The 11,396-nt window shown below is 74.9% G+C and carries 12 protein-coding genes; 4 read left to right on the top strand and 8 right to left on the bottom strand.

The window, feature by feature from the left end; genetic code table 11:
- Nucleotides 1–347: 347 nt before the first annotated feature.
- Genes ITJ69_RS13820 through ITJ69_RS13790 form a run of 7 tightly spaced genes read right to left on the bottom strand, consistent with a single transcriptional unit; the run spans nucleotide 348 to nucleotide 7,238 of the window.
- Nucleotides 348–1,052 carry an SDR family oxidoreductase gene (locus tag ITJ69_RS13820; RefSeq protein WP_111084066.1) on the bottom strand — a complete coding sequence of 235 codons (705 nt, stop codon included), beginning with the start codon at nucleotides 1,050–1,052 and terminating at the stop codon, nucleotides 348–350.
- Between the two features lie 35 nt (nucleotides 1,053–1,087).
- Nucleotides 1,088–2,515, bottom strand: a complete 1,428-nt coding sequence (locus tag ITJ69_RS13815) for a PfkB family carbohydrate kinase (RefSeq protein WP_194673056.1) — start codon at nucleotides 2,513–2,515, stop codon at nucleotides 1,088–1,090.
- 44 nt (nucleotides 2,516–2,559) lie between these two features.
- A complete protein-coding gene (locus ITJ69_RS13810; RefSeq protein ID WP_194673031.1) occupies nucleotides 2,560–3,180 on the bottom strand; it encodes a D-sedoheptulose-7-phosphate isomerase in 621 nt (206 codons plus the stop codon).
- Nucleotides 3,177–4,535, bottom strand: coding sequence for a glycosyltransferase (locus ITJ69_RS13805; protein WP_194673030.1), 1,359 nt, complete (start codon nucleotides 4,533–4,535; stop codon nucleotides 3,177–3,179). The genes ITJ69_RS13810 and ITJ69_RS13805 overlap by 4 nt, the downstream gene beginning before the upstream one ends.
- Nucleotides 4,532–5,545 (bottom strand): glycosyltransferase, encoded by a 1,014-nt coding sequence (locus ITJ69_RS13800; RefSeq protein WP_194673029.1) that lies wholly within the window; start codon nucleotides 5,543–5,545, stop codon nucleotides 4,532–4,534. Before ITJ69_RS13800 ends, ITJ69_RS13805 begins: the two co-directional genes overlap by 4 nt.
- 53 nt (nucleotides 5,546–5,598) lie before the next feature.
- Nucleotides 5,599–6,675: a glycosyltransferase family 9 protein gene (locus ITJ69_RS13795; RefSeq protein WP_194673028.1), complete on the bottom strand. Its 1,077-nt coding sequence runs from the start codon at nucleotides 6,673–6,675 to the stop codon at nucleotides 5,599–5,601.
- Entirely contained in the window at nucleotides 6,672–7,238 is a 567-nt protein-coding gene (locus ITJ69_RS13790; protein ID WP_194673027.1) for an HAD family hydrolase, read from the bottom strand. The genes ITJ69_RS13795 and ITJ69_RS13790 overlap by 4 nt, the downstream gene beginning before the upstream one ends.
- Nucleotides 7,239–7,338: 100 nt before the next feature.
- On the opposite strand from ITJ69_RS13790, the gene ITJ69_RS13785 reads away from it, so the two are divergent.
- The 3 genes from ITJ69_RS13785 to ITJ69_RS13775 all read left to right on the top strand — a co-directional run bounded on the left by ITJ69_RS13785 (nucleotide 7,339) and on the right by ITJ69_RS13775 (nucleotide 9,817).
- Nucleotides 7,339–8,331 carry a glycosyltransferase family 9 protein gene (locus tag ITJ69_RS13785; protein ID WP_323743110.1) on the top strand — a complete coding sequence of 331 codons (993 nt, stop codon included), beginning with the start codon at nucleotides 7,339–7,341 and terminating at the stop codon, nucleotides 8,329–8,331.
- Nucleotides 8,332–8,381: 50 nt separating this feature from the next.
- On the top strand, nucleotides 8,382–8,738 hold the full coding sequence (locus ITJ69_RS13780; RefSeq protein WP_111084060.1) for a PRC-barrel domain-containing protein: 357 nt from the start codon (nucleotides 8,382–8,384) through the stop codon (nucleotides 8,736–8,738).
- 134 nt (nucleotides 8,739–8,872) lie between these two features.
- The gene (locus ITJ69_RS13775; protein WP_194673025.1) at nucleotides 8,873–9,817 is read left to right on the top strand and encodes an SGNH/GDSL hydrolase family protein; all 945 of its coding nucleotides are present in this window, start codon (nucleotides 8,873–8,875) and stop codon (nucleotides 9,815–9,817) included.
- Here ITJ69_RS13775 and ITJ69_RS13770 read toward each other — a convergent pair.
- Entirely contained in the window at nucleotides 9,765–10,661 is an 897-nt protein-coding gene (locus ITJ69_RS13770; protein WP_131846820.1) for a universal stress protein, read from the bottom strand. The two genes, ITJ69_RS13775 and ITJ69_RS13770, sit on opposite strands and share 53 nt — an antisense overlap.
- Nucleotides 10,662–10,824: 163 nt before the next feature.
- On the opposite strand from ITJ69_RS13770, the gene ITJ69_RS13765 reads away from it, so the two are divergent.
- A complete protein-coding gene (locus tag ITJ69_RS13765) occupies nucleotides 10,825–11,307 on the top strand; it encodes an NUDIX domain-containing protein (RefSeq protein WP_323743109.1) in 483 nt (160 codons plus the stop codon).
- Nucleotides 11,308–11,396: the final 89 nt, after the last annotated feature.

The raw sequence follows: 11,396 nt of genomic DNA, 5'->3' as shown, positions 1-11,396 counted from the left end.
GCTGCAAGCGCGCACCACGCCGCCAACCCCGCACCAGACAACGCAAGCCGCACCGCGCAGGCAACGTGACAAGACCGCCGGACGGGACGCCCGGCGCACGTCCGGCACCGCGCCTCCCGTCCGCACCGTGCGCACGTCCCCACCCCGTGCACGGTTGACCGCTGCGTGCGGCGCTGCAAGCGCGCACCACGCCGTCAACCCCGCACCAGACAACGCACGCCGCACCGCGCAGGCAACGTGACAAGCAGGACGGACGGGAGGCACGGCGCACGACCGGCACCGCGCCTCCCGTCCGCCCCGTGGCAACGACCAACGCGCCTGGCACCGGCGCGACGCGCAGCGAGCGTCTACGGCCAGCTCGGCTCCGTCGCGGGCATGATCGACAGCTCCCGGATCTCGCAGCCGGCCGGCTGCGACAACGCGAAGAGGATCGCGTTCGCGACGTACTCGGGCTCGATGAGCTGCGCGTCCGGACCCGGCTTGTACTGCTCGGTGCGGTCGGCGAAGAAGTTCGTGCGCATGCCGGCCGGGATCACGTTGGTGACACCGATGCGGCCGGCGGTCTCGGCGGCCAGGGCCTGCGAGAAGCCGCGGACGCCGAACTTCGACGCCGAGTAGGCGGTGCCGTCGCCGACGCCGCGCAGGGCGAGCGAGGACGAGATCGTGACCACACGTCCGTGCGCTGCCTCGAGGGCGGGCAGTGCGGCGCGGACGACCGAGGCGGTGCCGATGAGGTTGACCGCGACGATCTTCTCCCAGTTGCCGGAGGAGATCGCGTCGATCGGTGCGGGGGTGTCGATCCCCGCGGCCGTCACGACCGCGTCGAGTCCGTCGTGACGCTCGGCCGCCTGGCGGACCGCCTGCTCGACCGCGTCGGTGTCCGACACGTCGACGGCCACGGCGTCGATGCCCTCGGACACCGCGTCGACGCGCAGGTCGAGGACGATCGGGGTACCGCCGGCCTCGACGACCGCGGCGACGACCGCTGCGCCGAGTCCGGAGGCGCCGCCGGTGACGAGGACGCGACCGATGGGGGTGGTGGGGACGGGCATGGACTTCCTTCCGTAGGGGCGTGGGTCCGTCGGGCTCAGCCGACGTGTTCGAGGGCTGCGGCCAGGCGGGTCGTCGAGCGGCCGGGGTGGAACGGGACGGTGACGACGTGTCCGCCCCACTCGGCGAGGGTCGCGGCCTCGGGTAGCTCGCTCGCGGTGTAGTCGCCGCCCTTCGCCCAGACGTCCGGGCGGAAGCGGCGGAGGGCCTCGTCGGGGGTGTGCTCGTCGAACACCACGACGGCGTCGACGCAGTCCAGGGCGAGCAGCAGTTCGACGCGGTCGTCCTGGGTCATGATCGGCCGTTCCGGACCCTTGAGCGCGCGGACCGAACTGTCCGAGTTGAGGCACACGACCAGGCAGTCGCCGAGTGCCCGCGCGGCCGACAGGGTGCGGGCGTGCCCGGCGTGCAGCAGGTCGAAGCAGCCGCCGGTCGCGACGACGGTGCCGCCGGCGCTCCGGACCTCGTGCACGGTGCGCAGCGCGTCGCGGTCGGCGCCCGGTACCCGGAGCGGCGCGGGGCCGTCGTCGGCGAAGAGCGCGGTGACGCCGCCGGCGGCCAGGTACTCGGAGGCCGCGACCACGCCGGCGGCGACGGCGTCGGGGACGTCCGCTCCACCGGCCAGTGCGACGGCGACACCGGCCGCCAACCGGTCGCCGGCGCCGCACGGGTCGCCGGCGGTGACGGAGGGTGCCGGCACGAAGCGGCTGTCCGAACGGTCGTCGGCGAGGAGTGCTCCGCGGTCGCCGAGCGTCACCGCGACGGCGCCGACACCCCACTGCTCGACGAGGGCCGCCGCGGCCACGGTCGCGAAGGCCACGGTGGCGAAGGGCACGGTGGCGAAGGGCACGGTGGCGACGGGCACGGTGGCGACGGGCACGCCGTGGCCCTCGACGTCGGTGAACCGGCGGGCCTCGGCGGCGTTGGGGGTGGCCACGGTGATGCCGGGCACGGGTGCGGCGCCCTTCGGGTGCGGGTCCCAGACCACGGGGGTGTGCTCGGCGACGCGTGCGAGGGCCTCCCGCAGCGCCGGAGCTGCGGCGACCCCGCGGCCGTAGTCGGCGACGACGATCGCGTCGGCGTCGTCGAGGGCGGCCGTCATGGCGTCGGTGGCCTCCGGCACGGGCGGGGTCGCACAGCCCTCGTCGATGCGGACCAGCGCGTGGTCGACGACGCGCACGCGGGTCTTCACCGGCGTCGGGGCGCCGGAGGGCCCGGCGACCACGGTGACGTCGGGGAGCAGGTCGCGGAGCTCCTGCGCGCGGCTGTCGTCGCCCAGGACGGTGACCAGGGTGACGTCGTGTCCGTCACGCACCAGCATCGTGGCGACGAGACCGGCACCCCCGGCGCGGCGGTCGTCGGTCGTGACGTCGACGACGGGCACGGGTGCGTCCGGGCTGAGCCGATCGCTGGTGCCGGCCACGTCGACGTCGAGCAACGTGTCGCCGACGACGACGATCCGCAGGCGACGACGATCCGCAGGGTGCTGCGCGGCCGGTCGCTGCGGCGTCATCGCCGGACCCCGCGGCGCAGAGCGGGCTCCATCGCCCGGCACAGGGCGTGCACGAGCACGAGCTGCGCCTCCTGCACGTTGGCGGACGGCCCAGCGATGCAGATCGCGTCGTCCACGGCCTCGGCCAGGGGGTTCGGCCGCGCCCCGGTCATCGCGATCGCCCGGGCACCGACGGCGCGGGCGGCCTCGGCGGCGCGGAGCAGGTTCGGGCTTCTGCCGCTGGTCGACAGCAGCACGACGACGTCACCCGCCCGGGCGTGCGCCGACACCTGTCGGGCGAAGACCTGGTCGAAGCCGTAATCGTTGCCGATCGCCGTGACCGCCGAGGTCTCCGCGTGCAGCGAGATCGCGGAGTAGGCGGGGCGGTCGCCGTCGAAGCGTCCGGTGAGCTCCGAGGTCAGGTGCTGCGCCTCGGCGGCCGACCCGCCGTTCCCCGCGGCGAGCAGGCGGCGGCCCGCGACGAGTCGGGCCGCGATGTCGTCGGCCCAGGCGGCGATGTGGTCGTGGTGGGCGACGAGCGAGGCGATCACGGGGACCGAGGCGGCGACGTGGTCGAGCACGATGCGTGCACTCGCGGTGGTGTGCTCGTCGATTCCGGGCTGCTGGTCGATGGTCATCGGGCGGTCCTCTCGGTCGGCTGTGCGGCACGCGGGACCCGTCCGGCGTGGGTGGCGGCGCGCTGCGGTGCGCCCGCCGTGGTGGCGCGCTGCGGTGCGCCCGCCGTGGTGGTCGGCGCGGCCACGGCGACGGCACCGGCCAGCAGCCGCTCGTACACGCGCTCGCTGTCCGCGGCCACCTTCTGCCACGTGTACCGCGACTCCGCGCGTGCACGGCCGGCCCGGCCGAGGGATCCGCGGCGGTCCGGGTCGTCGAGCAGGGCGCCGACGGCAGCGGCGACCTCGGCCTCGTCGCGCGGCGGGACGTGCAGGCCCGTGCCGTCCTCGACGACCGTGTCGATGAGCCCACCGACACTCGACGCGACGACGGGTCGACCGCAGGCCATCGCCTCGAGCGGGACGATGCCGAACGGCTCGTACCAGGGTGCGCAGACCACGACGTCGGCGCTCCGATACACGGCGGGCATCTCGTGCTGTCCCAGCTGTCCCCGGAAGGTCACGTGGTCACGGACCCCGAGCGACCGGGCGAGGGCGTCGAGCCGCTGGTACTCGGGGTCGTCCACCAGGTCGGCCCCGGCGACACCGGCACCGCCGACGACCACGAGTTCGACGTCGCGCCCCTCGGCGACCAGGGCGGCGAGTGCGGCGATGGTCGTGCCGACGCCCTTGCGCCGGACCAGCCGCGACACGGTGAGCACCCGCTGCGGACGGCCGCGCTCCTCGACGGGCCCGTCGGGGCGGAACAGCGCGACGTCGACACCGCACGGCACGACGGAGATGCGCTGCAGGGGGACGCCGAGGGCCTTCAGCTCGAAGGCCTCGTCGGAGCACGTCGCGACGACCTGGTCGGCGCTCCGTCCGACGGCCGCTTCGAGCCACTCGCGCTCCGCGGGACTCGTGTCGGCCGAGCCCTGGTGTCGACGCTTCACGACGCCCAGCGCGTGGAAGGTCTGCGCGACGGCGATGCGGGTGCCGCCGGTCCGGGCCTGCACCTGCGCGACGGCGTCGAGTGCCGCGTGCCCGGACATCCAGAAGTGGGCGTGCACGACGTCGGGTCGGTCCACGAACCACTCCGCGGCGAGCACCGACGCGAACGTCCCCATGAAGGGGAACAGCTCGTCCTTCGGCACGTGCCGCGCCGGACCGGCGTCGACGTGCACGACGTCGACCCCGGGTCGCAGCGGCACCCGGACCGGCGCGGATGCGTCGTCACGCCGGGTGTAGACGGTCACCTGGTGCCCACGGTCCGCGAGCGCCCCGGACAGTTCGGCCACGTGGACGTTCTGTCCACCGGCGTCGACACCGCCGAGCACGGCGAGCGGGCTCGCGTGCTCCGACACCATCGCGATCTTCATCGGAGGCTCCCCTCAAACCTGATCGACGTCGGGGCCGAGACCGCCCGGTCGCGCCGGGCACCGCGGGTCACGGCGTCGTCGAGCAGGTCGTCCCAGTCGGCGGTGAAGCGGCCGAGCGCATGCCGTGCGAGTACGGCCTCCCGCGCCACGGCCCCCCGTCGGCGCGCCTCGTCGGGGTCCTCGATGAGGATCCGGGAGGCCCGCACCAGCTCCTCGACGTCCGTCGCGATCGCGCCGGCCTCGCCCGGCACCGTGCGCGCCGCGTCCGTCGTCGCGAGCACCAGGACCGGCATCGCCAGGTGCATCGCCTCGAGGAGGGACAGGCCCAGCGAGGTCCACCGGTTCGGGTGGACGTACGCGCGGCGTTCCGCGAGGGCCGTGTGCATCGGGTCCGAGGGCACGTCACCGCGGGCGACCACGGCGTCGCCGAAGCCGAGCTCCGGCAGCCGTTCGGTGCCCATGCCCCAGACGTCGACGGGTGCCACGGCCGCGAAGCGGGGGAGCAGGTCGGTGCCGACGACGCGGTCCCGGCGGACGGGCTCGTTGATGACGACGCCGAGGCGGTCGAGCGAGCCGGTGTAGCGCGGGCCGGGGTCGACGACGCCGTGTTCGACGACCGTGGTGCGCGTGGTGCCGCAGTCCCACATGAGTGCGTTCCAGTGCGTGACGTGCGCGATGGTCAGGTCGTCGCGGTCGCGGAACGGGTGCAGGCTGTTCGGCACGTCGACGCGGGGCGCGTTGTGCTCGACGAAGACGATCGGCACGTCGCGACCGGCGAGCAGGCGCTTTGCCGCGTCGAGCTCCTCGGTGCGTTGCAGGACGACCACGTCGACCTCGGCGTCGGTGACGTCGGCGGGGTCGATCTCGATCGCCGACGCCGGCCAGGCGCGCCCGCCACGTCCCAGGCCCCAGGCGTCGCGCGCCGGCGTGGTGGGGATCAGGTACTCGTGCGGGCCGCGGACGAACGCGTCCATCCAGCCGCCGTGCACGTGCCAGACGAGGATGCGCATGCGGGGCCTTTCGGTCGGTCGGGCACGAGGAGAAGGGGGAGCAGTGGCGGACGCTACGCAGCACCTTCTGGCGCGCTCCGCAGACTTCTCGGTTCCATCCGCGAAGCGCGGTCGAGCAGCCGTTCGTGGGCCGCGAGCACGTCCTCGATGCGCACCGTGGACAGGCACGGGTGGCCGGGGACGGGGCATTCGCGGGCACGGCTGAGCCGGCACGGCGCGGCCTGGTCCCCGAGCAGTTCGACCAGCGGTGCGTACGGCGCCCACCGGACGGCGGGGACGACCGGCGAGAAGAGGCTGACGATCGGTACGCCGACCGCCGCGGCGAGGTGCGCCGGCCCGGTGTTGCCGACGACGACGACCTCGGCACCGGCCAGGACCGCAGCGAGCTCGGCGGGCGTGGTCCGTCCGCCGAGGTCGATGCCGGTGGAGCCGGCGACGGCCGCGGTGAGGTCGCGTTCCCCGGGGGAGCCGGTGACGACGACGGGCACGCCACGCTCGGCGTACGCGGCGACGAGCTCCCGGTGGTGCGACGCCGGCCACGACCGGGCGGGGACGCTGGCGCCGGGGTGCACGACCACGTACCGTCCCAGCCCGGCCACGGACGGGGGTGCGACGGCGTCGTGACGCACCACGAGCCTCCCGTCGTCCCCCGGCGGCAGCCGGAACCCGGCCGCGTCGGCGATCCGCAGCGCGCGCTCGGGCTCGGGGACGTCCTCGGGCAGGTCCTCGCCGGGTCGCAGGCGGACGTCGAGGAGCGACCCCGGGTGGTCGACCGAGGCCCCGGAGACGCGGGGGACACCGGCGAGGCGCAGGAGCAGTGCCAGGGGCAGCGGCGACTGGTGGAACGAGGTGAGGACGACCGCTTCGTCGGGTCGCTCCTCGGTGACGAGCGCGCGGAACTCGGCGAGCACGGCGTCGTCGATCGGCCGCGCCGTCTCGGTGACCCAGGGCGCTGCCCACACCCGGACGCGGTCCACACCGGGCAGCAGGTCGGCGGCCGGGGCGCCCTGCGGTCCGCACAGCATCGTGACGTGCGAGGCACCGGCGGCGACGGCGCGGACAGCGGGGCCGGCGACCAGGACGTCACCGAACGAGTCGAGGCGCGCCACCAGGACGCGGGGACGGCTCACGTGCGGTCCGTCCCGATGGTCGACTGTCCGGCCGCGGCGATCACCAGGTCGACGGCCTCGGCGAGGGTCGCCGCGACGGTCTCGGCGTCGTCGACCTCCTCGGGCCGCGTGCGCGGCGTCGGCACGAGCACGCCCTGCGCTCCCGCGGCCCGCGCCGCCTGCACGTCGGCGCCGATGTCGCCGACCAGCACGAGCGCGGCCGGCGGGACCCCGAGTCGCTCGGCGGCGTCGAGGACCATGCCCGGCCGCGGCTTCCGGCAGGCGCAGTCGTCGACGGCGTCGTGCGGGCAGACGCACCACACGTCGAACGGCCCGACGAGCGCGTCCACGCGGGCGTTCGTCGCGTCGACCTGCTCGCGCGTCGCGAGGCCCTTCGCGATCACGGACTGGTTCGTGACCACGCCGAGCAGCAGCCCGGCTGCACGAGCCCGCTCCACGGCACGACGGGCACCGGGGACGGGCACCACCAGGCGCGGGTCGGCGTTGTACGGGACGTCCACGACGAGGGTGTCGTCGCGGTCGAAGAGCAGGCCGCGGATCGCGCGGTCCGGTGCGAGGGGCATGGCACCGGAGTACCGGTCGGCGGCCGCGTGCCAGTTCAGGACAGCCGGGGAACGCGCCCGCTGCCGACGCCACCAGCGGGCACCGCCTACCGTCGCGCCCGTGACCGCACTCGAGACCCTGCCCGCCGCCGACGGACGCCCGGAACTCGTCGTCCTCCGCGCCATCAAGCTCGGCGACCTCCTGGTCGCCGTCCCCGCGCTCCGCGCCCTGCGACGGGCCTTCCCCGACCACCGCATCACCCTGGCGACGACGGCGTGGCTGGCGCCGGTCGTCGAGCTCGTCCCCGCCGTGGACGTCCACCTGGCGCAGCACGGCCTCGACCACCCGATCAACGCCCCCGCCGGCACGGTCGACGTCGCGGTGAACCTGCACGGCGCCGGCCCCGAGTCGTCCGACCTGATCGCCGCCCTGCAGCCCCGTCGGGTCATCGGGCACGCCGACCCGACCCACGGCTACGACGGTCCCGAGTGGCCGTCCGACGTGCACGAACGCGACCGCTGGGCGGACCTGCTCACGTGGCACGGCGTCCCCGCCGACGCCGACGACGTGGCCGTCGACCGCCCGGCGGCACCGCCCGTGGTCGCCGACGCCGCGGTCGTCCACGTCGGTGCCTTCCACGGGGCGCGGCACTGGCCCACGGACCGCTTCGCCGACGTGGTGCGCGGGCTGCGGGAGCGCGGTGGCGACGTGGTCCTGACGGGAGGCGCGGACGACGTCGTCCGTGCACGTGCCGTCGCGGACGCGGCCGGCTTGGCGCCGGGGGCGGTCCTGGCCGGCTCCCTGGAGCTGCAGGATTTCGCGGGCGTCATCGCCGCGGCGCGGCTCGTCGTCACCGTCGACACCGGTGCGGCGCACCTCGCGACCGCCTACGGCGTGCCGTCGGTGGTGCTCTTCGGCCCGGCGCCGCCGGAGGCCTGGGGACCGCCCGCATCGGGTCCGCACATCGTCCTCACGGATGCCTCGGTCCGGCGCGGCGACGTCTTCGCCGAGGACCCCGACCCGGCGATCCTGGCGGTCGGCGCGGCCGACGTGCTCGCCGCGGTGGACCGGCTCGACGTGCTCGGGGTGACCGCACAGGCGACCGACCGGTAGCGTCGACCGAGAGCCGCCCGGACCCACCGGGCGCTCGGAAGGAGTCCTTCGTGTTCGAAGCCGCTAACATCCGTGACTGGATCGGCCTGCCGGTCGTCGACGAGGCCGAGGACAAGGTCGGGACGCTGGAGAGCATCTACTACGACACCGCCACGTCCGAGCCGGCGTTCGGTGCGCTCACGACCGGGATGGTCGGCTTCCAGAAGCTCGTGTTCGTCCCCCTCGTCGGGGCGACCGTCGCACCGAAGCACCTGCGCGTGACCTTCCCGAAGAAGCTCGTGAAGGACGCACCCTCCATCGCGACCGACGGTGAACTCGACGCCGCGACCGAGCCCGAGCTGTTCCAGCACTACGGCCTCGAGTACCGCACGGGCAGCGGCGGCGAGCGTCGCCTCGGACGCCGCTGAGGCCGGGACTGCTCCGGATCGCCCGCCGACCACTGCGCACTGCCCTGGCGGTGGTCGGCGCCGTCTGTCTCGTGGCGGCGGGCCTCGGCGGGTCCGTCGGCGTGCCGTCGGCCTCCGCGGCGCCGATGTGGCCGGTGCCCGAACCGTACCCCGTGACCGCCGACCCCACCGAGACGCTCGACGCGATCCCGCCGGGCAGTGAGTACGTGGCGCTCGGCGACTCGTACTCGGCCGGGTACGGCCTGGGGGACCGCACCGGGCTGCCCACGAACGCCTGCGTGCAGTCGGCGCGCGACTACCCGCACCGGCTCGCGGCGCAGTTCGGGCTCGACCTGACCGACGTCACGTGCGCCGGCGCCACGAGCGACGACGTCACCACGGGCCACCAGTTCAAGGGCGTCCCACCCCAGATCGAGTCGTTGTCCGACCGCACCCGACTGGTGACCCTGACGATCGGCGGCAACGACGCCGACCTGTTCGGCACGGCGGCCTCGTGCCTGGCGATCTCCGCGAACGGCCCGGTGTTCTCGGGCCGTGACGCCCCGTCGTGCGAGAGCACCCTCGTGCAGGACGGCGTCGACCAGCTCGCCGTGAAGATCCAGTCGCGGGTGGCCCTCGGCATCGCCGACACCCTCGGCGCGGTGCAGCGGGCCGCCCCGAACGCCGTCGTCGTGTTCCTCGGGTACCCGGCGATCTTCCCGGACGCCGAGGACACCCCCGCGAAGGGCTGCTTCCGGTCGGCACTCGACCTCGGCACCCTGGCGGGCTCGTTCCCGTCGGACACCTACCCCTTCACGGACACCGACGTCGAGTACCTGCACGGTGTCCAGGACGAGCTCAACGAGGTCTCCCGGTCCGCTGCCGCCGCCGCCGGGGTGCGGTTCGTCGACGTCTTCGCGAGCACGCAGGACCACTCGCCGTGCGCCGCGTCGGAGCGCTACGTGGCCGGTGTGACCCTCACTGGTTCCGGTGACCTGCGGAAGATCGACCTGAAGGCGGGCGCCCTGCACCCGAACGAGCGCGGCGTCACGTACCTGACCGCGCGGATGGCCGCCGCGATCCGCGCCCTCGCCGGCTGATCCCACCGGCGGTCTCGGTCGCCGTGGCCGCTCGGCTGTCCGGGTGCGCCGCCGGCGGGACCACGCAGACCGGGGCGGCGGTCTCTCGCACGACGTCGTGCAGCAACGAGCCCGAGAGCGCGCGCACGTGCCCGCGACCGAGCACCACCAGCGACGCCCGGCGGGTGTGCGAGGCGATCGCGTGACCCGGGTGGCCCTCGACCAGCAGCGGACGGAGGCGGAGCGACGGGTACCGTGCGGCCAGCACGGACGTCACCCGCTGCAGCAGCTCGGCGTTGCTGGTGCGCCACCGGAGCGGGTCCTCGGCGAAGTCGGTCAGCCCCGTCCGCGTGAGCACGGGCATCTCCCACGCGCGCAGCAGTGTCAGCCGTCGGTTCCGCCGGACGGCCTCGTCGACGGCGATCGACACCGCACGTTCGTCGATCGGGTCCTCCACCGCGAGCACCACGTCGCCGTCGATCGGGTGCGGACCCTCCGGCACGACCACGGTCGGGACGGCAGCACGCTCGGCGACCCGCGCCGGGTCACCGCCGGCCGTCGATCCGCGCCGGTGGCGGAAGCTCCCGATCACGAGCAGGTCGCCGCCGTCCGACTCCTCGACCAGGGCTGCGGCGAACGGACCCGCGTGCCGGTGCACCTCGACCGCCACACCGGGCAGAGCGGTCCGCGCGGCCTCGGCGAGCTGGTCGGCGACCGGCGTCCGACCCTCCAGCGCGTGGTCGGCGCCGATGATCCGCAGCCGCTCGACACCGGCACCGGCGCGGGCCACGATCCACCGCAGGGCCTCGTCGTGGGGCATCGCCGCATCGGCGGCCAACGTCACCGTCGTCCATCGCTCGTCCATCCCGATCGGCCTCCTCCGTCGCAGGCTTCGGGGGCGTCACCTGGCGCTCCGTGCGCCACACGGTACTCCGGTCGGGGGCGGTGGAACCGGCCGTGCGCAGCGGTGACCGCGGGTGGCGGCCGTGGGCCGGGCCTCCTGGCCGACGCCGCGTAGTCTCGCAGGCGTGGTGGTGAGCGCCGGACTGTTGCTGCACCGGACCGGTCCGGCCGGGCCGGAGGTCTTCGTCGCGCACATGGGCGGGCCGTTCTGGCGGAACCGGCCACGTGCCTGGTCGATCCCGAAGGGACTCGTCGAACCCGGCGAGGACCCGCTCGAGACTGCCATGCGTGAGTTCGGTGAGGAGATCGGGGTCCCCGCGCCCGTGGCCGCCGACGACGTCAGGGACCTGGGCGAGTTCCGGCAGGCCTCGGGCAAGCGCGTCCGGGTGTTCGCCGCCCCGGCGCCCGCGTTCGAGGTCGCCGTCGTGCGGAGCAACACCGTCCGGCTCGAGCTGCCACGCGGTTCGGGACGGTTCGTCGACGTGCCGGAGGTCGACGACGCCCGGTGGGTGCCGGTCGCCGAGGCGCGGGAGCTGCTCGTCGCGGGCCAGGTCGCCGCGGTGGACGCGCTGCTCGTGCTGCACGCCGGGCCCGATCCGGCCGGGTGAGCGCATCGCCCGTTGCGGGTGAGTCACGATGTGGTGACGGTCCGGACAGCGTCACGGGGGCGTGGATAGCCTGCACGGACGTCGGGGCA

Source organism: Curtobacterium sp. VKM Ac-2887, assembly GCF_015350935.1.
In the GTDB taxonomy this organism is placed as follows: Bacteria; Actinomycetota; Actinomycetes; order Actinomycetales; family Microbacteriaceae; genus Curtobacterium.
Note: the sequence above shows the minus strand (reverse complement) of the source record. Positions and strands in the feature narration are given on the sequence as shown.

What these genes read in the sequence shown, in the direction of transcription:
- ITJ69_RS13820 (WP_111084066.1), bottom strand. Translation starts at nt 1,052, where the DNA reads ATGCCCGTCCCCACCACCCCCATCGGTCGCGTCCTCGTCACCGGCGGC.
- ITJ69_RS13810 (WP_194673031.1), bottom strand. Translation starts at nt 3,180, where the DNA reads ATGACCATCGACCAGCAGCCCGGAATCGACGAGCACACCACCGCGAGT.
- ITJ69_RS13805 (WP_194673030.1), bottom strand. Translation starts at nt 4,535, where the DNA reads ATGAAGATCGCGATGGTGTCGGAGCACGCGAGCCCGCTCGCCGTGCTC.
- ITJ69_RS13800 (WP_194673029.1), bottom strand. Translation starts at nt 5,545, where the DNA reads ATGCGCATCCTCGTCTGGCACGTGCACGGCGGCTGGATGGACGCGTTC.
- ITJ69_RS13790 (WP_194673027.1), bottom strand. Translation starts at nt 7,238, where the DNA reads ATGCCCCTCGCACCGGACCGCGCGATCCGCGGCCTGCTCTTCGACCGC.
- ITJ69_RS13770 (WP_131846820.1), bottom strand. Translation starts at nt 10,661, where the DNA reads ATGGACGAGCGATGGACGACGGTGACGTTGGCCGCCGATGCGGCGATG.